Origin of the sequence: Pantoea sp. UYEF8 (genome assembly GCF_040546285.1) — a bacterium.
In the GTDB taxonomy this organism is placed as follows: Bacteria; Pseudomonadota; Gammaproteobacteria; order Enterobacterales; family Enterobacteriaceae; genus Pantoea; species Pantoea brenneri.
Window position 1 is genome coordinate 50,896 of the sequence record NZ_JBEPNM010000001.1, and the last position, 22,576, is coordinate 73,471.

Annotated in this window: 21 protein-coding genes and 1 pseudogene; all 22 read right to left on the bottom strand. The window is 56.8% G+C overall.

What is annotated here, in order from left to right; translation table 11 throughout:
- Positions 1 to 14 precede the first annotated feature (14 nt).
- Complete coding sequence (tssG, locus tag ABIB18_RS00275; RefSeq protein WP_354473450.1) at positions 15 to 1,061, bottom strand: type VI secretion system baseplate subunit TssG; 1,047 nt, start codon at positions 1,059 to 1,061, stop codon at positions 15 to 17.
- Positions 1,058 to 2,929, bottom strand: a complete 1,872-nt coding sequence (gene tssF, locus ABIB18_RS00280) for a type VI secretion system baseplate subunit TssF (RefSeq protein WP_354473451.1) — start codon at positions 2,927 to 2,929, stop codon at positions 1,058 to 1,060. The genes tssG and tssF overlap by 4 nt, the downstream gene beginning before the upstream one ends.
- 2 nt (positions 2,930 to 2,931) lie before the next feature.
- Positions 2,932 to 3,507 (bottom strand): type VI secretion system baseplate subunit TssE, encoded by a 576-nt coding sequence (gene tssE, locus ABIB18_RS00285; RefSeq protein WP_354473452.1) that lies wholly within the window; start codon positions 3,505 to 3,507, stop codon positions 2,932 to 2,934.
- Entirely contained in the window at positions 3,497 to 4,324 is an 828-nt protein-coding gene (locus tag ABIB18_RS00290; RefSeq protein ID WP_354473453.1) for a type VI secretion system accessory protein TagJ, read from the bottom strand. The genes tssE and ABIB18_RS00290 overlap by 11 nt, the downstream gene beginning before the upstream one ends.
- 16 nt (positions 4,325 to 4,340) lie before the next feature.
- On the bottom strand, positions 4,341 to 5,315 hold the full coding sequence (locus ABIB18_RS00295) for a hypothetical protein (protein WP_354473454.1): 975 nt from the start codon (positions 5,313 to 5,315) through the stop codon (positions 4,341 to 4,343).
- Positions 5,316 to 5,325: 10 nt separating this feature from the next.
- Positions 5,326 to 6,117, bottom strand: a complete 792-nt coding sequence (locus ABIB18_RS00300; RefSeq protein ID WP_354473455.1) for a PP2C family protein-serine/threonine phosphatase — start codon at positions 6,115 to 6,117, stop codon at positions 5,326 to 5,328.
- Positions 6,114 to 7,994 carry a type VI secretion system-associated FHA domain protein TagH gene (tagH, locus tag ABIB18_RS00305; RefSeq protein ID WP_354473457.1) on the bottom strand — a complete coding sequence of 627 codons (1,881 nt, stop codon included), beginning with the start codon at positions 7,992 to 7,994 and terminating at the stop codon, positions 6,114 to 6,116. The genes ABIB18_RS00300 and tagH overlap by 4 nt, the downstream gene beginning before the upstream one ends.
- A 396-nt stretch (positions 7,995 to 8,390) precedes the next feature.
- Entirely contained in the window at positions 8,391 to 8,786 is a 396-nt protein-coding gene (locus ABIB18_RS00310; RefSeq protein WP_354473459.1) for a lysozyme inhibitor LprI family protein, read from the bottom strand.
- 79 nt (positions 8,787 to 8,865) lie between these two features.
- Positions 8,866 to 9,240: a hypothetical protein gene (locus tag ABIB18_RS00315; protein ID WP_109653198.1), complete on the bottom strand. Its 375-nt coding sequence runs from the start codon at positions 9,238 to 9,240 to the stop codon at positions 8,866 to 8,868.
- Positions 9,241 to 9,389: 149 nt separating this feature from the next.
- On the bottom strand, positions 9,390 to 9,749 hold the full coding sequence (locus tag ABIB18_RS00320) for a T6SS amidase immunity protein Tai4 family protein (protein ID WP_031292998.1): 360 nt from the start codon (positions 9,747 to 9,749) through the stop codon (positions 9,390 to 9,392).
- Positions 9,746 to 9,859: pseudogene (locus tag ABIB18_RS23745) on the bottom strand (hypothetical protein); the annotation flags it as partial. The pseudogene ABIB18_RS23745 and the gene ABIB18_RS00320, both read right to left, overlap by 4 nt.
- A 71-nt stretch (positions 9,860 to 9,930) precedes the next feature.
- Positions 9,931 to 10,344 carry a hypothetical protein gene (locus tag ABIB18_RS00325; RefSeq protein WP_354473460.1) on the bottom strand — a complete coding sequence of 138 codons (414 nt, stop codon included), beginning with the start codon at positions 10,342 to 10,344 and terminating at the stop codon, positions 9,931 to 9,933.
- Positions 10,341 to 11,333 (bottom strand): hypothetical protein, encoded by a 993-nt coding sequence (locus tag ABIB18_RS00330; RefSeq protein WP_354473461.1) that lies wholly within the window; start codon positions 11,331 to 11,333, stop codon positions 10,341 to 10,343. Before ABIB18_RS00330 ends, ABIB18_RS00325 begins: the two co-directional genes overlap by 4 nt.
- Positions 11,334 to 11,434: 101 nt before the next feature.
- Complete coding sequence (locus tag ABIB18_RS00335) at positions 11,435 to 11,917, bottom strand: Hcp family type VI secretion system effector (RefSeq protein ID WP_031592956.1); 483 nt, start codon at positions 11,915 to 11,917, stop codon at positions 11,435 to 11,437.
- 248 nt (positions 11,918 to 12,165) lie between these two features.
- A complete protein-coding gene (locus ABIB18_RS00340) occupies positions 12,166 to 12,426 on the bottom strand; it encodes a hypothetical protein (RefSeq protein ID WP_354473462.1) in 261 nt (86 codons plus the stop codon).
- A gap of 45 nt (positions 12,427 to 12,471) precedes the next feature.
- The gene (gene tssC / locus ABIB18_RS00345; protein WP_089561013.1) at positions 12,472 to 13,971 is read right to left on the bottom strand and encodes a type VI secretion system contractile sheath large subunit; all 1,500 of its coding nucleotides are present in this window, start codon (positions 13,969 to 13,971) and stop codon (positions 12,472 to 12,474) included.
- Positions 13,968 to 14,501: a type VI secretion system contractile sheath small subunit gene (tssB, locus tag ABIB18_RS00350; protein WP_089561014.1), complete on the bottom strand. Its 534-nt coding sequence runs from the start codon at positions 14,499 to 14,501 to the stop codon at positions 13,968 to 13,970. The genes tssC and tssB overlap by 4 nt, the downstream gene beginning before the upstream one ends.
- Positions 14,502 to 14,580: 79 nt before the next feature.
- Positions 14,581 to 15,594, bottom strand: coding sequence for a type VI secretion system protein TssA (tssA, locus tag ABIB18_RS00355; RefSeq protein WP_354473674.1), 1,014 nt, complete (start codon positions 15,592 to 15,594; stop codon positions 14,581 to 14,583).
- A 16-nt stretch (positions 15,595 to 15,610) separates the two neighbouring features.
- Complete coding sequence (gene tagF / locus ABIB18_RS00360) at positions 15,611 to 16,327, bottom strand: type VI secretion system-associated protein TagF (RefSeq protein ID WP_089561016.1); 717 nt, start codon at positions 16,325 to 16,327, stop codon at positions 15,611 to 15,613.
- 14 nt (positions 16,328 to 16,341) lie between these two features.
- Positions 16,342 to 19,971: a type VI secretion system membrane subunit TssM gene (gene tssM, locus ABIB18_RS00365; protein ID WP_354473464.1), complete on the bottom strand. Its 3,630-nt coding sequence runs from the start codon at positions 19,969 to 19,971 to the stop codon at positions 16,342 to 16,344.
- Positions 19,972 to 19,974: 3 nt separating this feature from the next.
- Positions 19,975 to 21,213 carry a DotU family type VI secretion system protein gene (locus ABIB18_RS00370; protein ID WP_089561018.1) on the bottom strand — a complete coding sequence of 413 codons (1,239 nt, stop codon included), beginning with the start codon at positions 21,211 to 21,213 and terminating at the stop codon, positions 19,975 to 19,977.
- Between the two features lie 14 nt (positions 21,214 to 21,227).
- Entirely contained in the window at positions 21,228 to 22,571 is a 1,344-nt protein-coding gene (gene tssK, locus ABIB18_RS00375) for a type VI secretion system baseplate subunit TssK (RefSeq protein ID WP_354473675.1), read from the bottom strand.
- Positions 22,572 to 22,576 lie beyond the last annotated feature (5 nt).

A 22,576-nucleotide genomic window follows, 5' to 3' on the forward strand; every position in this document is an offset into this window, starting at 1 on the left:
GGAAAGCGGCTGGGCTAGCGCGAAGCCGCCTCAACCTCAAACATAAAATCTTCACGATGTTGCGGCTGCGGCGCGTGCCCCAGCCAGCTGGTATAGCCGAGTCGTGCATTGCCACCCAGCGCCACACCCTGCACTTCGTCAGCGGCCAGGATCAGGCTGAGATCCCACTGCATTTCGATGCCGAGGTAGTGACGCACCCAGTCGCGAACTTCCTGCGCGCCGCGGGCATCCGGCAGAAAGTGAGCATACTGCGCGGCACTGAGCGGCCCCAGGTGCAGGCGAAAACGGTGCTGCACGTCGCGCACCGCCACCCCGAGAAACGCAGAAGCGCCCAGCCGGGGCATATGGCGTCCCGCGCCCAGTCGGGCCTGATCGCGGCTGTCCAGCGTCAGCCAGTGCGGCAGGTTCTGCGTCAGCCTGACCGGCACGCCAAAGTAGTGGCGCAGAATGCGCACCAGCCCTTCGGCATCATGACCGTGACGGCTGAGGTGGCCCACCAGCATCAGCCGGGCATGAAGGCTGAGCGAGCTGGCCTGCTGCTGCGCCGGTAAACCGATGCCCGCCAGGCAGGCGAGATAGTTCAGAAAGCGACTGTCGTCGGGACGATCCAGCGACACAGTCGGCTGCGCATCGGCCCAGGCGCGATAGAACAGCAGCGTGGCGCGGTGGTGAAACAGGTCGGCAAACGCCGACAGGCTGTGATCCTGATGATGCACGATGCGTTCGTGCACATATTCGGTCAGATGGGTCGGCAGCGGGCCGTTGGGGCCAAACAGACCAAAGCTGTAGATCGAGAGCTCATGACGTCCCGCTTCGTCACGCGGCGTGGCGCTGGCGACGGTGGCGGGCGCAAACGCCAGTGACGGTGTCTGACCGATGCGCACCGATTCGAACTTCGGCAGCGGCGCACGGCCCAGCGGATAGCGCTGACCGCCCTGCGCATCCAGCCGCCGCAGCAGCTGGAACAGATCGTAGCGCCACGGCGCGGCCATCACCCGCTGCCAGAAATCATCCGGCAGTCGGGTGAGCCGTGGCAGCGAAATCACCTTTTCGCCACTCATATCAGCGCTTTCCGGCCCATGCGCGGCGGCCAGTAGCCCACTTCCCCGCGCTGCTGGCTGTTCAGGGTGAACTCCGTGAAGCTGTTGAGCGCCACAAGACGGCCACAGACCCGCTCCAGCACGCTGCCGAACAGCCACGGGCTGGCACCCGAAAACGCCTGCTCATCGACTTCCAGCGTAATGCTGACACCGCGCGCAAACACCACCGGACCCGGCTCCGGCACGCGGCGGTTAACCGCGCTGAGCGTGCAGTGCCGGATGCCGTCAATCTGACGGGCAACCGGCGCTTCCGCCAGGTTGGCGTAGAGGCTCAGCAGCTGACGCAGCGCCGCCGCGCCTTCTCCGTCGCTGCTGTCCATCAGGCTGAGGTAGTTCATCTGCAGATGGCTGATCAGCCGCCAGGCAGATAACCCTTCTGCCAGCGCCGGACGCGGCGGTGTCGGCCCTTTGCACAGCTTCAGCTCTGACACCGGAATCGAGTCCGGCATCACGAAGTTGCCCTGATCCTGCTGCAGCATCAGCGGCAGATCGCGGCTGGTACACATCACCTCAGCGGAGAGATAGCGCACTTCGTCGTGCCACGGGGCATGATGCTCATCGACCAGCGACAGAAAGACTTCTGAACCGATATAGCCGGTGCGCGTGCCGTAGCGCTGCGCCTGCTCTGACAGGGTGCGCTGTTCGCGGCGCAGCGAAAAATAGGCGCCGTAATCGCCCTGGTCACCACTGAAGGTGCTCCAGAACGGACGGAAAACCTGCTCTTCCCGCTTGCCTTCTACGGTGGCGAACAGCCGCTGTACCGAGTGCACCTCATAATCCAGCGGCCGGATGTTATCCACCACCAGATGATATTCATGCTGGCTGTCGCTGACTTTCAGCCGCTCGGCGGTTTTCGGGAACAGGTTAATGACCGGCGTGCAGTGCAGCGCCAGATGACTGTGATCGATCACGCTTTCCAGCGCGCTGTCCGCTTTATCGAGCAGAATGATGATATCGAACGCCATGGCGTTGTCGCAGCGGCGCAGAAACGGGGCCAGCTGACCCAGGCTGATAAACTGGAAGCGTGCCGGAAAGGCGAAATACTCCTGCAACAGACGATAGCCGTCGAAGTTACGCAGGTCATCGGGCAGCAGCGCCTGTTCCGGCGCAAAGCCCTCCTGCTGCAATGCGTCGTCCGTCAGCACCTGACGCTGCGGCCGCTTCTCTACCGACTGCAGCACGATGCCGACCCGGTGCTGCATCAGCAGCTCCAGCAGCTTCAGCGCCTGGATATCCGGACCGCTGAGGAACAGCATCAGATGGTCCAGGTTAAGCTGGCTCAGGGATGAGATCCCGTCGCAGCTGATGCGAATACGCAGCGCACTGGCCGCGCCCAGGCCGCCGAGTTTCAGCTCGCCAGTGGGCAGATCGCCGGGCACGCCGCCGAGACTGGCTTCGCTGATGCGCAGCGGATGCAGCACCACATCGTGTGCGGTGGTGTAGCTGCAGGTCACCCCGGTTTTTTTCAGGTTCTGGCTATCCATCATGGTGCCGCGCGGCACGCGAAAGCCCTGAGTGATGTCGCCTTTGCGGCTGTCCGGCGTCAGCTGAGCGATCGCCATTGACGGGGTTGGCGAGAGATAGGATGGCGCAATCATCTCCAGCAGGCGCTGCGAGAAGCGCGGAAACTCCGCATCCATCTTCAGCTGCACGCGCGACGTCAGGAAGGCAAAACCTTCCATCAGCCGCTCGACATAGGGGTCCGCCACGTCAATACCGCGCATGCCAAGACGCCCTGCCACTTTAGGGTAGCGCGCAGCGAATTCCGCCCCCATCTCGCGCAGGTAGGCCAGTTCACGGTTGTAATAGTCGAGCAGATTGCTGTCCATGATTACCCTGCATCCTGTAGTTCGAAATGGCCGCTCTCCAGATCAACCTGAGTGCGGAACAGAAACGCCAGCGGATAAGGCACGCACCAGAGCCGCCCTTTGATCTCAATCGACAGCACGTTGTGCAGGCTGAGCGAGCCAAGATCGCTGACGCAGCGCACCTGTAAACCCTGCGGCAGAATGCGCGGCTCGAAGTGCAGAATGGCATTGGTCATTTTGCGCTGCATATCCTGCCATTCGATATCAGAGACGTTCTGCCCGGCCAGCGGTGCCACGCCGAAGTTCCAGACTGAGCGCTGCACCTGGTCAAAGCCGCTGAGATCCTGCTGCGCTTCGTTGTTAATGGTGTTGAACAGCCACTGCAGATCGCGCAGTACGTGGCGGCGCAGCGTGCTGTGCGTGATCAGCATGCTGTTCTCCGCCTCTTGCTGTTTGTCCGGCGCGTTATCAGTCAGGCGATCCAGCAGCGAGGATTGCAGCTTGTCGCGGGCGGTTAACGCATCGCGCTTTTTGCGTGAGTGAAAGCCGCCATGCAGCTGAGCATAGCCGTCGTTGTGGCTGCTAAAATCATTGCTCATCGGCGGACCCGACGTTGTCAAACGCGACCTGCTGCAGGCTCAGCAGCGAAAATTCCGCGCTGTCGCTGAGCCACATTTTTTGTCCCTGCCCGATGAACTGATTCGGGTCCTCGCCCAGCGGCTGCCATTCGGTCGCACTGGCGCGCAAAAAACGTTCGTCAGATGCCGCCAGCAGCGGATAGCGCGCCGGGATCTGGCACACCTGCTCGCTGCCATCAACCAGCTGCACCCGCGTGTGACGCCACACCAGATCGGTGACGCTGGCGGGCGCCTGAAACTGCATCTCACGAATCGCAGCAAACGGGATCCAGTAATAACGGCCCTGACTGATGACTTCACACACCGGCCCGAAGCGGCTGTCGCCATCCATCAGCCAGCTGAATGCGGTGGGCTGATCCTGCTGCGTTGCGCTGCCGGGATTGGCAGCCGCGAGCTCAAACGCTTCAGCCCGCAGCGTGCTGCCGCGCGCGACATCACCCGCCGTTTCGGCCTGCAGGGCGGCCAGCAGTGTGTCGCACCAGTGCCAGGCGCTGCCCGGCAGCACCGGGTCGGCTTCGCCACGCAGCGCCGCGTCACGCTGTAATTCACCGGCAATCGCCTGTTGCAGCAGATTAACTGTCGGTTGCGCCTGCGGGCTTAACGCCAGCCAGGATTGCAGCTGCGTCTGCGCGCGCGCCCAGTTGCCGGAAAGACAGAGCAGCTGCACAAAGGCGGCCCGCAGGTCAGCATTCGCCGGATTCGCCTGAATCTGGCGAGTCACGTCAGCGAGCGTCTCGCCGAGGGTGGCGCTGGCCAGACGGTGTTGTAAGGATTCCATGCAAACTCCTTTTGCGTCAGTTAAGGGTGCGGTAGACCGCAGCGGCGGGATCTTTCAGTTCAGGATGCAGTTTTTCCACCAGCTGCACGCTCAGCGCGGCATCGCCGCTAATCCACGGCGACCAGACTTTACGAACTTCCTGCAGACGCGCCTGCAGCGCACTCTGATCGGCCGCTTCGCTGATGGGCATCTGCACCACTACCTGACGCGTTGCCTGCCAGCCGTTAAAGCGGTTGCTGAACGGCAGAATCAGCCAGCTGTCCGGGGATTTTTCGTTGCTCAGCACCATGCGTTCGCTGTTGACCGTGGTGATATGCAGTTCGGCCGTGGCTGATTTGTTACTAAGATCGGCGACCGGGAAGCCCTGCAGGAAGGTGACATTGATGGCGGTGTGCGCGCCATTGCCGATCTGCGTCAGGCTGCTGTGGCCACTCAGCCAGCCATCCTGGCCACAGACCAGGCCCTGCTTTGCCGGAACAAACAGCGCGCTACTGTGCGCCGGATGCTGCCACCACGTCCGAAAATGACAGCCATCAAGCAGACTAAACTGCAGCCACGGCGACGTGTCGGCCTGCGCGGCGTTGCGTAGTGCGTCAGCGGGCACCGCAGCGGTAGCCGGCTGAACCGGCTGAGCCACAGGCGGTGTGACCACGGTTCTCCACTGCTGCGCTTTGGTCGCACTGCCGGTGGCAATTTCGCTGCCCTGCGCATCGGTTAGCTGCCAATGCAGCTGCTGCAGCGGCTTACACTGTGTCGCCATCAGCCCGGCGACCCGTGGCAGGAAACCGTTTAATACCTCTGCGTCTTTCTCACCCTGAGTGACAATCCGCAGATTGATGGTGCTGTCACACCAGCTCGATAGCTGATTGTTTTTTACGTCATCAATCCAGACATCCAGTTTCTGTGCCGGGGACTGAACGATGCGGTAATTTTCAGCATAAGCGTGCGTGCTGAGCAGCAGCGCAGCCAGACCCAGTAATCCATATTTCATGTTGGCGTTCTCAATCTCGCAGAGGGAAAAACTGCGCCGCTTCGGACAGCGAGTGCAGTAAGGTGGTGTCCTGTGGTGATCCAATCCAGACGGCCAGCGCGCTGAAATTATCCTGTTGCCCTTCATCCGGCTGATCGTTTTTGATGATTTGCTGCATCAGCGTCAGCCACTCTTCCGGTGTATTGACCATGTGCAGCGACTGCTGCATCTGTTCCAGCGTTACGCCATGCCAGAACCCGTCGGTACAAAGTAAGAATGCATCGCCATCTTCAATTTCCACCACTTCGCTATAGCTGGCATCCCGCTGTTCATCGCCCATCCCGAGCGCAAAATAGAGCAGGTTGCTGTTGATGCCTTCGGTGCGATGTCCGGCATCCTTCATCTGCTGAACCAGGCTGTGATCGGTGGTGACGTAATAGAGATAACCGCGACGAAACAGATAGAGCCGGCTGTCACCTGCATGTGCCCAACAGGCGAGCTGATAGTCGCGATCGATAAACAGACTGACCAGCGTGGTGCCCATCCGGCTGTGCTCACTGCTGACTTTTTGCTGCTGGCGGATGGCGTGATTAGCGTGGTTGACGTAGTCGCGAATCGACTGTGCATTGAGGTGCGCGTTACCATCAAAAGCCGCTGTCAGCTGGCTGCATGCGATCTCTGCTGCAATGTCACCGCCGGGAAAGCCAGCCACTCCGTCGCACACCACGAAGCAGGCCGATCGTTCTCCGATAACATCACCGATTTGATCCTGATTGCTGGCGCGGTCGCCCTGATTCGACGTCGAAGCAATAGTGATATTCATGCGTCATCCGTGTGAGTTTGTGAGTCTTTGTACTGATTAACTTCCAGGTCATAGGCGTGCAGGAACGCTTCGCCAAACAGGGTATGAAAATCGTCTTCAATTTCACCCGCCGTCTCGCCGTAGCGCTCAACAAAGTGCTCCCAGAGCGCGGCTTTACGACTGCCCGGCAGGCCGAGCCGTGAGACCGATCCCGCCTGACGCGCCTCGGCTTCCAGCTGGTCTGGATTAAAGGATTGCAGCATTGAGGCGATGATGGCGCGGATGCCGGCGATCATGCCAAGCTGGTGCGCCTGCAAATCGATCAGCGCATCACGCACGGCCTGACGCGGCGGCATAAAGCCCGGCATACGGCTGCCAAACATCTGCATCAAGACGGTTTTGCCTGAGGGCAGTAGTTTGAACGGGTTATTCGCATCGTCGAGGATCACCGTCATATCGGCTTTGACTCCCCGCTTAAGGATCGATCGCGAAGAGAGCAGCGCCACCGTGCCCTGCGAGAACATGCTCAGCATCTGCCCAAATTGCAGCATCTGCTCTCGGTCAAACTGCGGCGTCGGTTGCAGGTCACCAAGGCCCATTCCTTCCAGCAGCGCATCCAGTAACTCACCCTTCAGCGCATCACCACTGCTCTGGCTGGTGGAGTGACCCGGCACAGCGTCGGCATGCTGACCGCCGGAAGCAACGGGATCGATGCGTAACCGCCCTTTCGGCGTCGGTGATGGCGCACGCTGTACCGCCTGCGGCGTAGGCAGCGTAATTCCGCCGTAGTCGTTCTGCGGATTTACCGCGTCAGACTGGCCGGGCAGTTCCTCGTCAATCAGCGGTGTCTGCTGCTGTGCCTCAGGGTGAGGCTGGCTGTGAGATTCGTGTTGCTGGATCGGTGATTCGTCGACGCTGAACAGCGGTGAGTGATCGGTGTCGGTCAGGCTGGCGGGAGCCTGCTCCGATGGACGTGCGGCAACCGGCTCAGTTTTTGTCACCGGTTGAGGTGATACATGCAACGTGGCCGGTTTCGCCGTCGTCAGCTCCGGCTGGGCCAGCGGCACCGCGTTGCCCATCATCAGACCCAGCGGATCATCATGGTTGCGCGCATCCGTGCTGCTCTCGCCGTCAAACAGACTCAGTGGATCAAGTTCAGCGGCGGGCGTTTCAGTCTGCGGTGGCACTGTGTTCTGCTGAGCAGACAGCGTGCTCGGCGTCCGATCGTCAAAAATACTCTGCTGCGCGAACAACGCATCGCCTTCATCAAACAGACTGCTGCTTTTGGGCTGCTGACCATAATCCAGCGGCGCATCGTTAATCAGCTGGGCCAGCGGATCTTCCGGATTACGGTCAGGGCGAGCGGGCGCGGTCAGCGGATGGGCTTCGGGCATCTCTGGCGCAGCTTTGCGTTTAGAGAGATCGTCCGAAATCGAAAACTCTTTCGCCAGGCTGTCCCAGATTTCGCTGGGAATGGCGGCGGTGGTGCTGGCTTTTTCCGCTGCCGGTGCGCGGACGGGTGCTACGGGCTGCACCGGCTCAGGACGCGGAACGGCTCTTTCACTCTGCGGCTGCTGTGCACTGTTGAGGTCGCTGACCAGCAGCTGATAATCATCAATGCCCAGTATGTCTCCATCCTGCAGTTCAACCTGACGCCCGCGTTCCAGCGGGATATCGTTGAGCAACACGCGCGTCACGTTGCCCCGGTTAGTCAGGCGGCATTCGCCCGTCGCGGTAATATGCACAATCGCCTGCAGGCGCGAAATGGTGCGATCGTCATCCGGCAGTACCAGATTGTTATCCACGCCGCGACCAATGGTGCCGCCGGGCGGGAAGAAATCACAATGAGTCTGTGGCGGCTGTTGGCCGGGTTTAGTCGTTATTATCGTAAAGCGCATAACGGATTCCTGCGGTTAGCGGTTCGGCATCTATACCGCGCACCTCTCGGGGAAAGGCGCGGGGTATAGAAAGCGGGGGGTTTTAATTTTGGGAGTTGTTTTTATCTTAAATAATAGTGGCGATAAATTTATTAATTAAATTAACAGAGAAACTGCTTAATAAATTAAATGCATTGCATCACAGCTTATAAATTTTCGAATTAAAATGGCATAACGTTAATACGGAAAAGAATAGGCATTTATTTTATATAAATAAAAAATGATTGGCCTGTATGAATTTCATTTAAACAAGATCATCTGGTGGCAATAAGGCTTTGGCCTGAAACTGCACCACAACATTCACCATCCACTATAAAGAGTGTGTCAGGCCGGGAAAGAAATGAGCCAGAGGCATAATCAATAAGGCAACTGCTTCAGAATCGCGGTGCGTTCCTGATCGAGACGGTCAATACAGAAATTTATGGCACTCACATAAGCATCGCTGCCTTGTTCAGCGGCATAGGCTTCAAGCCCGCACTGACTATCACGGTATTTAAGCCAGTTACGCTGAGTATCAACAAAGGCGCTTCTATACTGGCTTGACTCCTCACCATGGCCCTTATAAATTTTCTCAATTCGGGCCTTCGCAGCCTTGTACTCTTTATTTAAATTCAGCTCTGACTCTGTTTTATTTTTTTCTGCACATCCATTAACTTCCTGAACGTTATTTCCTTTTGAACAATCACTCATCGCGTGGACGGGGGAAACATAAAAAACTGTGACACACAGCAACAAAGAAAAATAAGTTCTCATTAAAAACCTCACCTGTAATAACACACCTATGTCTGAGAACAAGTGCAGAATCAATATGCAATAATTTTTATAAACGATGTTATTTAATCACCCCAAGATCCCGAGCAATAACTTTACTTTTAAAGGTAACGATATAATCCCAGAGGCCGTTGCCCTTCTGGCTTGGATAAAAGGAATAATCATACTGGCCGTTGGTAAAGCGATAACCCCGGAAGTCGCAGACGTCAGGACAATTTGAATTTATCGTTTCACCTTTAAGAGATATCGATGAATTGTCTTTTACTCTGGTTGACTTAAGCGAAACATCATCACAGGTGACGTTTCCTTCATCACAACCATATTCAATATCCGCTTTGAATATTTTTCCTTCAAAGTGTGAAACTGACTTCGCCAAAACAAATGAAGGTGAAACTAAAAGCACTATCATAATCAAATGACTTACTTTCTTCATCATGTGGCAAGTTCCGTATAAGAGTAATTTACATTATATTGCTCAACTACAGGTTTAATTATCGGCTTCATTTAACTAAACATATTCTCTTTTGAAAATTCGCTGCTGATGTTTAGCGCTGCATCAACTTTTAATTCCCCTAAAAATAAACGCTATTTCTTATACTTATTGTAGAGCGCCTCGGCATCCTGACTTTGGGAAAGCAATGTGCATTTCATCATATTGAAGTTTCCTGTGACCGAGCCAGTCAGGTTCATCTTCAGATACGCATTGATTAACTTATCACCATCACTGAATGCTTCAACAGGGAGATGACTTACCTCTAACCAGGCTGACGCGCTTTTAAATGCATCATCGGTGAAGGCCTTGTCAGTCGCAGCTTTTCCTGCACAACGGTTCAGAAGCCAGTTGCTGAAAATCTCCGGTTGCTTAAAGGAGTCTGGCGCCGGTGGCGTTATCGCCAGCGCCGCAGGAGATAAAGTCAGAGCAAATAACATCAGGAATTTTTTCATTTCAGTACCCACAGGGAGGCAACATCAGGAACAAAACCACCATTTTCTGCGCCACCCAGGAAGTGACAGGTATCAGAGCAGATATTGATATTCCAGAGTGTCACGTGCCCTCAGGCTTTGATGCAGCCATTTCCATCAACATAGTTAAGTACTGAGTGGTTATAAAAACTTATTAATAGCTTCAATTATATGCATAAACGAAAATTGCCATAAAAATAGCCCAGGTAAATGTCAAAATAAATGTAAGCTGGTAAAGATTGAGTGTCTTTTCCATCCACACCATATTTTCTTTGGGTTGTTGCTGTACAAAATCATAGGCCTTAGCGCTGACATTTTCCGTTTTAGAAAAGCGCATTTTCCGCCCCTTTCTGAGATTCATGAAAAATGCTATTTTTTGATAGTTAGCATAAAAACCTAAATGATTTGCAACTTTCGTCGTCAAATCTAATTGCAATCCAGCACTCTGATAACGATTGATAAAATCCTGATACGCTTTTTTATTAATTCTAAAGAACCACGCAGCGTAGACATGCAGAAGAATAACCAACACAGATAAAATTAAACTGCCATACATAAAAAATTCATACAAACTCATAAAATTTTATCCATCAAAATACCTGCCCCTTTTTCACCCAACTTAGCAGAGCCATAACCGCCTACAGCGGATCCGACTATTCCACAAGCTAACGCACCTACGCCTCCGGTTGCAACTCCCAGTGCTACGCATGCAGATGTTGCGAGGGTTGCAGATGCCGCACCCCCTAAGATAGCTGCAGTCGTGCTTGCTGCAAACTTAGAATACTCTTTAACCGCCACTTTAGAGCATTCACCTTCTCTTTCTTTCGTACAGCTGTGATAAACCTCATTAGTTGTATTCACAGCACTAAATCCTATCGAAACCCATCCACCCATTTTCATAAATTTTGCAGCTCTGGCTGCACCATCTACATAGGTCGAGTAACCCCGTATTGTGGCGGTTCCCGCAGTTTCCCAGTCATGAATGATTGAGGAACTGGAAAGGTTTAATGCATGTTTGATCTTGTCATAGGGCCGCAGGTTTAAAACGAGTCGGGATAAACGGTTCAACAGCAATTCAAGTTCACCAAACAACCGTCGGCGCTCGATAAAAAACTGTTGCCCAAACAATGTTCCTGATGTCAGGTATTGGTTACGGTAGGCGGTTTCAATAGCAACGAGTTTCTTGCCAATTTCGTTAAAATATTTTTCTCCCGCATCGCCTATAAGACCTGAGGCTTTATCCATAAAATTGGTAATGGCAGCAATGGAAGCATAATGGCGGTTGAAGAAGTCAGCCTCATCAACGGTCAAATGAGTGACACTATTATTGGTTCTGGATTTAGCCTCTTCCAGAGTGCGCATGGCTGCAGGATGATTGTTACCATTCGGATCGGCAACTATCAAAATCTGACCTGGTTTAGCCCATGCAACATCGGCATTTAATTGCAAAAAGTAGTCTGCGGCAGACATATTGCGCGTGCCATAGAGCCACATTGCCTGCTCAGTCAGTCTTCCCGGACGCTGGACAACGCAAAACCCAGGCTCAATTGGATTTCTTTCAGCCATAACAACCTCCTTTTGCAATTAAATGTTTGAAACGTATAACTACTGCATCCATATCGTTCGATGTTCATGAAAATACGCCTCCTGTTCGGAGGCGTATTTTATTACGCTTCTTTGTTGCCTTTGATGTCCCAGCCGGCGCTGCTCTCTGCGCCTTTGCCGCCGGAAGAACTCTGCTCCCAGTACTGCTGCTTCACTTTAGAAGCTTGGAAGGAGTAGGTCATTCCAAGGGTATCGCCGTTGTCGGAGCCATTGTAATTCACAGCGGTCACCAGAACGTCTTCCAGGGTAATGCGTGCATACTCAACCTGAGAGCCACCCGCTTTACAGATTGAGAGTTCAACTTTAGCGAGATGTTTACCGCTTGCGCAGTTCTTCAGCAACGCCGTGGTAGATTTGTCGATCAGTGCATTGACGTGCAGGTCGTTGAAGTTAACCTTACCGGCGCCGCCGCCGCCGCCAACAGACATATTACCCGGCTGAGAAGCACCCCATGAGAAAGAGGTGATATCAGTCCAGCCAGAGTGGTTAGAGTCTTTAGACTCGCCGGTGACTCCGTCAACCTTCATAAACATATCAATAGCCATTATCTTTCACTCTTTATTGGTTGAGATTATTGCTTTCAAAAAAAGCAAGGATATGGCAAAAAGAAAAGCATGGGGCTGAATAAAACAGTCCATATTTTACCTTTGCCTTGCTTCTGAAATATCGTCATAAACGATATTTCAGATACTGCGTTGCCGGGCACCGGGCCGGGCAATTTATCTATAAAACTCTCATGACGAAAGTCGGGATTTTGAACAGGTGTTAAGGAGACAGAGAAGAAGAGAAACACTCAATAAATTTCTCTTATTTTTTCAGCCGCCCAGAAAAAACCTAACGACACAGTGCATGAAACAATAATCAGGACACCGTTAGTCACTTTCCCCATAACAGGAATATTCCAGTCAAAGAAGAAAAGGTAATAACCTGTACAGGTGATTAAAATAAGAGAAGAAATAAATACCAGCAGATAATGCAGCAGGTGCAGAGCTGACTTTTTAAGCATCCTGTCATCCTCCCTGACTTTTACCTCAGCAACCTTTCTATCAGGCATCAGGCGCAAAACCCTTTCGCGCCTGATAACCCTGCGAATCAGCCCTTACGCATTATCATTTTTCAGCGACGGCAGCTTAGAGACCAGACGCAGAGAAACCGTCAGCCCTTCCAGCTGATAGTGCGGACGCAGGAAGAATTTCGCGGCGTAATAGCCAGGATTATCCTCCTGCTCTTCCACATTCACCTCGGCAGCCGCCAGCGGCTTGCGTGACTTGGTCTCCTGCGAGGAGTTAGCCGGATCGCCATCGACATAGTTCATCACCCAGTCGTTCAGCCAGCGTTCCATTTCATCACGCTCACGAAAGGAGCCGATCTTGTCGCGCACGATGCACTTCAGGTAGTGCGCAAAACGGCAGCAGGCGAACAGGTATGGCAGACGCGCGGCCAGACGAGCATTGGCGGTGGCATCGGCGTCGTGATATTCCATTGGCTTCTGCAGTGACTGCGCACCAATAAAGGCGGCGAAGTCAGAGTTTTTGCGATGTACCAGCGGCATAAAGCCATTTTTCGCCAGTTCGGCTTCACGACGATCGCTGATGGCGATTTCGGTCGGGCACTTCATATCCACGCCGCCGTCATCGCTCGGAAAGGTGTGGCACGGCAGATTTTCCACTGCCCCGCCCGACTCCACGCCGCGGATCGCGGTGCACCAGCCATACTCTTTGAAGGAGCGGTTGATGTTGGCGGCCATCGCGTAAGCTGCATTGCTCCACGTATAGTTGCCGTGATCGGAACCATCGGTCTGCTCTTCAAAGTCAAAGCTGTCGACCGGATTAGTACGGATGCCGTAAGGCAGACGCGCCAGGAAGCGCGGCATCACCAGGCCCAGATAGCGTGCATCTTCCGACTCACGCAGGCTGCGCCAGGCAGCATATTCAGTGTTCTGGAAGATTTTGGTCAGATCGCGTGGATTCGCCAGCTCCTGCCAGGACTCCATCTGCATCACTTCGGGCGCGGTGCCGGTGATAAACGGACAGTGCGCGGCTGAGCCGATACGCGCCATCTCACCCAGCAGCTCAACATCCTGCGGGCTGTGGTCAAAGTAGTAGTCGCCCACCAGGCAGCCAAAGGGCTCGCCACCGAACTGACCATACTCCTGCTCATAAATTTTCTTGAACAGCGGGCTCTGATCCCAGCCGGCACCCTTGTAACGCTTCAGAGTACGACCCAGCTCCTGCTTGGAGATGCTCATAAAGCGGATTTTGAGCATCTCGTCAGTTTCGGTGTTGTTCACCAGATAGCTCAGGCCGCGCCAGGCGCTTTCCAGCGACTGAAACTCCGGGTGGTGAATAATCTGGTTCACCTGCTGCGACAGCTTTTCGTCGATCTCCGCAATCAGCGCCTGAATAGTGCGATAGGCATCGCTGGAAACGGTGACGGTGTTCTCCAGCGCCTGCTGCGCCAGGGTTTTCACCGCGCTTTCGACCGCCGCGCGTGCCTGATCGCTTTTTGGCCGGAACTCTTTATTCAGCAGCGCACTGAACTCATCCTGACTGAAACTGGCTGCGCTCTGCGACTGCGGTTGTTGTGAAGTCTGCGTCATGCCTGTGGCTCCTTACCTTCAGTGGCCCCATCCTGCTTTGGCAGATGGGTCAGCGCCTGCAGAAGTGTTGGATCCTGCAGCACCTTACCAATCAGCTCTTCTGCGCCGTTTTTGCCGTCCATATAGGTCAGCAGGTTAGCCAGCTGGGTACGCGCTTCCAGCAGCTTGCTCAGCGGCTCGACGTTGCGGGCCACCGCGTCCGGCGAAAAGTCATCCATGCTGTCAAAGGTCAGATCGATGTTCAGCTTGCCTTCGCCATTCAGGGTATTGTCTACCTGGAACGCGGCGCGCGGCTTCAGCGCTTTCATACGCTCATCGAAGTTGTCGATGTCGATTTCGAGGAATTTACGTTCATCAATGCCCGGCTGTGGCTCCAGCGGTTTACCCACCAGATCCGCCAGCACGCCCATTACAAACGGGAGCTGGATTTTGCGTTCCGCGCCATAAATTTCCACGTCATATTCAATCTGAACGCGAGGCGCGCGATTGCGGGCAATGAACTTCTGCCCACTGGATTTGCTTGTTGCCATGGTTTTCTCCATACATGATGCGCGGATAAAGTGTCACAGCAGGCGCGCAGGTCCCGCTGTGTGTGTGCGTCACGCCTGGTTAATCGCGACGTCCGAAAATGGTTTCCAGCTGATGTACGCCGTCGGGTGCCAGTTCGCGAATGATCTCCAGAAAGTCACGCTCGATTAAGCGCTGCACCCGGTCGATCATCAGCGGGGCCGGATGACTTGGCTCATGCTGGGTGAAGTAGAGCTTCACTTTCTCCAGCATCAGCTGCGCGTCGGCGCGGGAACTGATCTGCACCGTGCGCCAGTCAGCGGCAGCGCGCGGGCTGGCCGGTGCAGGCGACACGGTGACTTCGGCGGGCTGTTCCACGGCTGCTGTGGGGATCAGCGCATTGAGATCGGTGGCCTGGCAACGTTCGGCGATCAGCGCTATCTGTCTGCGCAGCTGGGTGAGTTCCGGCACCGCAGCTTCGCCCAGCCGTTCGGTCACGGTTTCGCAGATGGTCTGAAGCCGCTCATGAATCTGCAGTAGCGCCTCAATACCGGGCTGGTCGCCGCGCGCCAGTTCATCGATCAGACGCGGCAGGCCGCCAGGATAGTCCGCAACTTCGGTTTTACTGCCGTCGCACAGTGCGGCCGCATCGCGCAGCGTGATGCCGTCAGAGGGATAGCGCAGCAGCCAGCACTGACGCACCGCGCCGCTCAGATCAGTTTTGTCACCCAGCAGCGCCAGCGCATTAATGCGGTAGAACGGATCCTGCTCGCCGAACTCCTCCAGCCGGGGCCACAGTGGCTCCCAGTAGAGCAGCAGCGCCTGTTCAATCAGCTTCAGGCCCTGGGCATAGCCCGGCAGCCCTTTCAGTTCGGTCCAGGCGTGGGTCAGCGCCAGCATTACCCGTAAATCTTTGCTGCGCGCCAGCAGCGCTATCGCCAGCTTCTCGACTCTGTTCCAGTCGGCCGGTTCTGCCGGAATAATGGTATTGCCAAACTGCTGCTCCGCTTTACCGGCGCTGGCCTGCTCCATCGCCTGAAAATCGGCGTGGTACTCCAGGTTATCGCCGCAGGGATTCTCCTCGCTGACCGGAGTCAGCAAAACCTCTATATTCATCGTCATGCGTGTCGCCTCAGGATTCAAACATCGGGGGATAAAGTCCGTTTCGTCCCGGCTTTGCCCCACCGGCCGGATCAAACAGCAACGAAAAGAGCTGGGCGGTAAAATTACCGCTGTGGACCTGGGTATAAAGCGGGAAGCCGTCGCTTTGATTAGTCCACCAGAAACTGGTGTAGAACTGCGGGTCGAAGTTCTCGCCCGGCAGTGTCCAGTTCAGCGTCGAAGGGGTATCGCCATGTCCGATGACGTTGAGAATGTCTGATGAGTCGTCCGCCTCCTGCGGCGGTTGCGGCTGAGGAATGCTGATCAGCGCCTGATCCAGCTGTTCCGGTGACCCGCCGCCCTGCACCACCCGCAGCAGCGTATTGCCGACCTGCTGATACCACTCGCCGGAGCGGGCCAGCAGGGCTGGCGACCACTCGGCGGGCGTGAAGTGGCGCAGCGCGCAGAGCGGGTAGTTACGGCCCACGCTGTCACGCGCGGCAATCAGGCAGCCCATCTGAATCAGCTGACTGCCCAGCATCGGCGGCACCACAAAATTCCACACCGGTGCGTTAAGAAACGTGCGTGATGGCTCGGAGTCATGCTCTTTCGTGCTCTGCCAGTGATGCAGGCCCACCTGAAACCAGCTGGACCATTGGCGATAGAGCACGTCCGGGAAGCGGCGCTTCACAAAGTCACCCGCGCTGGGCACTTTGCCGTACCAGCAGGGGGCAGCGTAATGAGTCATTGTCGGGTCCTGTTTCAGGGGCAGCTAAAGCCGGGAAGCTGGAACGGGTTACGTATGCTGCCAGGGGTGAACGACAGCGTGACCTGATGACCGTCCACGCTGAAACTGGCTTCGCGGGTCAGACCGCCTGCCGCCGTCAGCCGGGCGCGGTCAAAGAAACGATTGAGCGCCCAGGGGCCGCTGGTGACCAGCGTGGAGGTGGTGCCGTTGGTCAGACCCAGCTGCATCCGCACCTGGCTGGTGCCGCCGGGACCGGGCCAGCTGACCATCTGCACCGCCTGCGGCCCGTGGCTGTAACGCAATATCTGTCCATCGACATCCAGCGTCAGGTTAAGGATGTCGTTATCCATTTTTACCGTGCGCAGCGTGACGCGGAAACCGGGCGTGGTTGCACCGTTGGCAAAGAACGCATCGCGGATTGACTGCGCCTGCTGGAAAGGCCGCAGCAGGGCTTCGCCTCCCGGCAGGGTTTTACCGTCAATGCCCGGCGTAAAACGCCACGCCGCGTTGGTGGTGTCGACTTTGCTGGCCAGGTTGTCGCGGAAGAAGCTGTCCATCATGCCGCTGCCGGGTGCAAACATCCGCGCCAGATCGTCTGGCGTGACTTCACTGCGCGCCGTGCGCACCAGCGGATAGCGACCGGCGATCGCCTGGCGGCAGAAACTGCCGACTTCCATGGTGATGCGTTTACGGACGTTATCCATATCGCGGCGCTGTGCGTCGCTGCTGGCGCCCACCGCCATGCTGGAAACCATGTTCTGCAATGAACCCGGCAGACGGCCGGCACTGGCCTGCAGACGACTGATGGCATCGCTGGCCGGTGGCGGCATCCCGCTGTTCGCCGCATCCTGCACCGCGGTGAGGTAGCGATAGAGATCGTCAATCTGATGCAGGAAATCATCCACCGCCAGCACCTTGCTGCCCTGCTGGAGCGGCTGAGCCAGCTCCAGAACCGGCGCAAAGTGCAGCGCAACCGCCTGCTCCGGTGACGCCTGGGTGGCAGCCTGTCCGCGCGCAGCACTGGCCTCGGGCGAGGTAAACAGCGCTTCAAGGGTACGGGTGGCGCTGTTATCCGACGGCTTTGCCGCCTGCGCGGTTTTCTCATCCGGCTGCGCCCGGTTCAACGTCAGCAGACTACTGAGGTTGATCACCAGCTGACGCAGCGGCGAATGGTTGCCTGACAGCAAACGGGCGGTGTTGATGCGTTGCGACAGATCGGCGCTGCTATTGAGCTGAATGTCGCTGAGGAACTGCTCCCACTGCCGGATATAGTCCTGCACGTAGAGCTGGCGCACCGCGAGATCGGTCTGTTCACTCTTCTGCTGCGGCGCCGCGCCGCCCAGCACCCAGAGATCGTCCTGATAGAGCGCCTGGGTCACCGGGGCAATCTGCTTATCCACATGCTGCCAGTAGAGATCCGGCGTATAGAGACCCGCCACACCGTCATTCACCGACTTACCGCTTTTGCGGGAAAAAACCAGCTCGCTCTGGGGACCTCCCAGCGCAGCCAGCGTCACCGGCTGCAGGCTGTCATCACGTTGCAGCAGGCGCTTCAGCCGTCCATAGACCCGCTGTGACAGCGGCATCTGATTAATCAGCGCCTGCTCGCGCTTTACCAGCGCTTCATCCTTCGCATACGGCGACGAGTGAATCTGCGTTTCCAGCAACTGTTGCAGGTGCCACGCCAGTTGTTTCACCTGCTGCTGAGTGACGTTCTGCGGCAGCTCACGTGACAGGTTGAGCATCAGCCACGCCTGCAGGAATTTGCCATCGTAGTGCTTTGGCTGATAGAGCATCTGATACGCCTTCAGCGCTTCATAGCTGTAGTCAGCATCACTGCCGTTGTCATTGCGTAACCAGCGAGTGATGTTCTGCGCCACCTGCGGTAACAGCAGCTGTTTCAGTGCCTTGTCGTAGAGCGCGCGGGTCGCATCGCTCACCTCAGTGCCGCGATAAAGCCCCATGCGGCGCGTCAGCGGTGGTGCTTCCAGCGAGAAGTCGGCGCTTTCCGGCAGGTGCAACAGGGTGTTGAGATAAGGCACCAGCGCAAACAGATCGCCATTGACCTGCTGCTGAAGCTGATCGCCCAGTTGTTCAACCTGCGGCGCTTTAGCCGCCATCTCCTGCAGATAGGCTTTGTTTTTACTGTAGCTGGTGAGCCACAGCGCCCCGGCCACCAGCAGCACCAGCAACAACGCCAGATAGCCCGACCACAGGCCGGCGCGGTTACGCAATTCCCACCAGCGGTTGCTGCCCGCCAGACCGGACTCCTGGAAGATCACATTTTCCAGCACCCCTTTAAGGAAAAAGCTCTGCCCTTTGTTCTGCGGGATGGGCGACTCTTTATCGACCTTATCCCAGCTTCCTGACTCGCCAGCCTGCTGACCCGGCAGATTCAGCGCGCGGTTCAGCTCGCCCATCACCCGGTCAAACGGCAGTCCCTCCTGAGTGCCGCTGGCAAAGTAGATACCGCGGGGTGCGAACTGGGTTTCAAAATCGGAGCGGGCAAACAGTGTATCCAGCGCCTCCGCCAGCAACGGCCGCAGCGCCGCAAACTCCTGCGGGAACAGGTAGCTTTCTGCCCGCGCCTGCGCGTCGCTTTCCGTCAGCAGCCGATCGGCCAGTCCGGCATCCAGACGCTGTTGCAGCAGGGAATATTCCTGCTGGAACTGGTTGTTAAGCTCGAAATCGGCGGCGGACGCTTTCGCCCAGGGAAAGGTGAATCCCCAGATTTGTTCACGCTGCACTTTATCCAGCGAGGCAAAATAGCTGCGGAACCCTTTGAGCAGATCCGCTTTGGTGACCAGCACATAGACCGGGAAACGGATACCGAGGCGATCGTGCAGTTCCATCAGCCGCTGACGTAGTGCCAGCGCCTGATTGCGCAGCGCTTCAGGTGACTGCGACAGCAGGTCGGAAACGCTCAGCGTGACGATCACGCCGTTGATCGGCTGACGTCCGCGATATTTACGTAGCAGTTCGAGAAAATGGTGCCATTCGCTGGCATCTCGCTCCTGCTGACTCTCCTGGGTACTGTAGCGCCCGGCGGTATCGAGCAGCACCGCGTCATTGGTGAACCACCAATCGCAGTTGCGGGTGCCGCCAATGCCGCGCAGCGCCGACTTGCCGAACTTATCTGCCAGCGGAAACTGCAGGCCTGAGTTGACCAGCGCGGTAGTTTTACCGGCACCGGGCGCGCCGATGATCATGTACCACGGCAGCTGATAGAGATACTGACGACCAAAGCGCTGTGCCCAGAACGGCGTGCCCTGGCTGCTGTGGCGCTGGAAGTGCGCCTTTTTCAGCATTTCAGTGGCTTCGGAGAAACGCCCTGCCAGCACCTGCTCTTCACTGGTCAGGCGCTGACGATTGGCTTCCGGGGCATCGCTTTTGCCGGTTTCAAGGCTCGACATCAGCTTGCGGTTGAGCCAGATGTTGTAGAGCCGCGGAATCGCCTGGCCCAGGCCCCACACCAGATAGAGCAGCGCGATACTGATAATGCGGTTCTGCTCCGGCTCAAGCGGACGCGAATCGACGATTGAGAACACCGGGCCAATCACCCAGATGATAAAAGAGAGCGCGGTAATGCCGACAAAGCCCCACGCGAGGCGGCTGGTCAGCACCGCAAACAGAATATTCAGCATGGATCAGTTCCCTCTCGCCAGGCCGTTGAGTTCGGCATGCGTCGCATCCGGCGCCACCAGCAGAGTAATTTCAACACGACGGTTACGTGCGCGATTTTCTGCGCTGTTGTTCGGCACCAGCGGATTGCTTTCACCGCGCCCTTCCGCTTTAACCCGTGACGGCTGCGCCAGCTGCTGTTGCAGCAGGGACTGCACCGACCGGGCGCGCGCCAGCGAAAGCTCAAAGTTGGAGGCGAAGCGCGCGCTGCGGATCGGTACGTTATCGCTGTAGCCAATCACCTGAATCTGGCCGCTGACGTTGTTCATGGCGGCAGCGATGCGCTGGATTACGTCGGTGTAACGTCCGCGCACCTCGGTGGCCGCTGAGGCAAACAACCCATCCCCTTTCAGCGTCACCACGCTGCGGTCCGCTTCGTCACGCACCGCTACCAGCCCGGCATCAATTTCCGGTTTCAGGAAAGCGCGCAGGTTGAGCGTGGCGGGCGGTGGTGGCGCAGGGTTGCCGATCTTCACCTCCGGCAGCGCCGTCTGATAGATGCGGGCCAGCACTGGCGAGGTGTAATCGCCCAGACGCCAGTTAAGCACGATATAGAACAGACAGGCCGCCAGCCCCGCCACCGCCGCACAGGCCCATAGCGGGATCATCGGCCGCCACAGTTTACGCAGCACGGGCTGATCGGTGGGATGCGGAGACAGCGCCGCTGCGTAACTGCCGCGCACGCTTTTGATCATCTGCAACAGGCGCTGTTTGATGGTCTCCAGCTGCGAGCGACCGTTGTCCAGCACCCGGTAGCGTCCTTCGAACCCCAGCAGCAGGCAGAAGTAGATCAACTCCAGCATCAGAATGTGGCGTCTTGGGTTCTGCGACAGCTTAGCCAGCAGCTGAAAAAACTTTTCGCCGCCCCAGGTTTCATTGTGAAAGGTGACCAGCAGACCATTGCTGGTCCAGACGCCGCGGCTGCCCCACGGCGTCAGCGCCGCCGCCTCATCCAGCGCGGTACAGAGACAGTAACGCGCACCGATGATCACTTCATAACCCAGGCCTGACTGCTGGCAGCTCAGCTCGAAGCGCCGGATCTGATCGATCAGCTGCTGACGCAGTTGCGCCGGATCTTCATGTGACACCGAATGACGGATCTGAGGAATGGCGTTAATCAGGGGGTTAGCCGCCGCGACCAGCACATTCTGATGGCTGGCCTCCGGCGCAAGATCGCTGTGTGATTTTTGTTGTTCCTGCATCATGCTGCGTGCTCAGTTTATGATTCTGACTGACTACGAATGGCCCAGAACTCCATGTTCAGACCTGGAAACTCACCGGCAAGATGCAGCGCAAAAGCGCCCGAGCGCTCCATCTCTTTCCATAGCTCGCTGTTCTTATCGAGTTCGAAATAGCTGTATCCGGCATGCCACGGGATCTGCGGCGGCGCGCCGGGCATCGCCCGAAGTGCCAGACCGGGCAATTGCAACTGCACCAGATCGCGGATTTTGCTGACCGGGGCGACTTTCATCTGCGCCGGGAAGTGGGTTTTGAGGGTGTCGGCTGGCACGCTGGCTTTCACCGCCAGCACAAAGCCAAACTCATGCACCATACTGTTCTCCGGCACGGTCGCGACGTTAAGACCGTGCGAGCGCTGAATCAGCGGCAGCTGAATCGCACTCTCTTCCATCACCTGGGACAGCCCCTGACGCAACAGCAGTGACAGGCGGCTAAAACAGCTGTGCAGATCGTCATGATCGTAGAGCGGCAGGCCATCGGGCGCGCGGGCTGGCGTCCAGGTACTGAGCTCCGCCGCCAGTTGCAACCAGTGGCTGTAGAGCGTTTCAGGATGCAGCAGCGGCAGATGTTGCAGATGAGTGTGCAGGCCAAGCTGACGATTCAGCAGCGCCAGCAGCATAAAATCGACCATATCCGCACTGTTAAAACGACCGGTGCCCGGCGCGCGCTGACTCAGCTGCTGGCTACGTTGCTGAATCAGCCCGTGCAGATCGTTAAACATGTTTTGCAGCGGACGGCTACTGTTCAGCGTCAGCATCGGCGGAATGTAGTCACTGTCGAGCCGGATGTGGTTATCGCTGCGTTTTTCAATCACCTGCGCCACGCCCATGGCGGTCCACTCGGCGGTCAGATCCTGTTCCAGCATCAACCGCAGCCGCAGTTTGCCGAACTGCACCGTGGCGCTGCCCACGGCCTGGGCATTGTCATCTTCCACTTCCGCTTCCCAGGCGAGGTAGCGCGCGAGAGAATCCTGCGATTCCTGAAAAGCCACCGCTTCACGGCCATTGCGGCGTGCCGGAATGGCCAGCACCACTTTGCTGCGGTCAACGGAGGCAGGCAGATCAAGCGGGGCCGGACCGTGCTGTGGCTGGCTGAAGGCAAAAAACGTGCCGTCAGGCAGACAGCCGCTGGCGGCGCTCAGCGCCAGTTTCCCCTGGCGCAGCAGCGCTTCATCGAACTCAAGATCGTAAAAACCCCAGGTATAGGCGCGCTGCGACTGGCCCCACTCACGCAGGGTGCTGAGAAGATAATTTTCTGACTGCTGGAAATGATGAGGACGCAGAAACATCCCCTCGGTCCAGACCACCTTTTCGGCTCTGTTCATAGGCA

Bases quoted from the DNA above. Each gene is read 5' to 3' on its own strand.
- ABIB18_RS00315 (WP_109653198.1), bottom strand. From the start codon at position 9,240: ATGATGAAGAAAGTAAGTCATTTGATTATGATAGTGCTTTTAGTTTCA.
- ABIB18_RS00300 (WP_354473455.1), bottom strand. From the start codon at position 6,117: ATGAATATCACTATTGCTTCGACGTCGAATCAGGGCGACCGCGCCAGC.
- tssG (WP_354473450.1), bottom strand. From the start codon at position 1,061: ATGAGTGGCGAAAAGGTGATTTCGCTGCCACGGCTCACCCGACTGCCG.
- ABIB18_RS00370 (WP_089561018.1), bottom strand. From the start codon at position 21,213: ATGATGCAGGAACAACAAAAATCACACAGCGATCTTGCGCCGGAGGCC.
- tagH (WP_354473457.1), bottom strand. From the start codon at position 7,994: ATGCGCTTTACGATAATAACGACTAAACCCGGCCAACAGCCGCCACAG.
- tssC (WP_089561013.1), bottom strand. From the start codon at position 13,971: ATGACGCAGACTTCACAACAACCGCAGTCGCAGAGCGCAGCCAGTTTC.
- tssK (WP_354473675.1), bottom strand. From the start codon at position 22,571: ATGAACAGAGCCGAAAAGGTGGTCTGGACCGAGGGGATGTTTCTGCGT.
- ABIB18_RS00290 (WP_354473453.1), bottom strand. From the start codon at position 4,324: ATGGAATCCTTACAACACCGTCTGGCCAGCGCCACCCTCGGCGAGACG.
- ABIB18_RS00295 (WP_354473454.1), bottom strand. From the start codon at position 5,315: ATGAAATATGGATTACTGGGTCTGGCTGCGCTGCTGCTCAGCACGCAC.
- ABIB18_RS00310 (WP_354473459.1), bottom strand. From the start codon at position 8,786: ATGAGAACTTATTTTTCTTTGTTGCTGTGTGTCACAGTTTTTTATGTT.
- tssF (WP_354473451.1), bottom strand. From the start codon at position 2,929: ATGGACAGCAATCTGCTCGACTATTACAACCGTGAACTGGCCTACCTG.
- ABIB18_RS00320 (WP_031292998.1), bottom strand. From the start codon at position 9,749: ATGAAAAAATTCCTGATGTTATTTGCTCTGACTTTATCTCCTGCGGCG.
- ABIB18_RS00340 (WP_354473462.1), bottom strand. From the start codon at position 12,426: ATGCCTGATAGAAAGGTTGCTGAGGTAAAAGTCAGGGAGGATGACAGG.
- ABIB18_RS00335 (WP_031592956.1), bottom strand. From the start codon at position 11,917: ATGGCTATTGATATGTTTATGAAGGTTGACGGAGTCACCGGCGAGTCT.
- tssM (WP_354473464.1), bottom strand. From the start codon at position 19,971: ATGCTGAATATTCTGTTTGCGGTGCTGACCAGCCGCCTCGCGTGGGGC.
- tagF (WP_089561016.1), bottom strand. From the start codon at position 16,327: ATGACTCATTACGCTGCCCCCTGCTGGTACGGCAAAGTGCCCAGCGCG.
- tssB (WP_089561014.1), bottom strand. From the start codon at position 14,501: ATGGCAACAAGCAAATCCAGTGGGCAGAAGTTCATTGCCCGCAATCGC.
- ABIB18_RS00325 (WP_354473460.1), bottom strand. From the start codon at position 10,344: ATGAGTTTGTATGAATTTTTTATGTATGGCAGTTTAATTTTATCTGTG.
- ABIB18_RS00330 (WP_354473461.1), bottom strand. From the start codon at position 11,333: ATGGCTGAAAGAAATCCAATTGAGCCTGGGTTTTGCGTTGTCCAGCGT.
- tssA (WP_354473674.1), bottom strand. From the start codon at position 15,594: ATGAATATAGAGGTTTTGCTGACTCCGGTCAGCGAGGAGAATCCCTGC.
- tssE (WP_354473452.1), bottom strand. From the start codon at position 3,507: ATGAGCAATGATTTTAGCAGCCACAACGACGGCTATGCTCAGCTGCAT.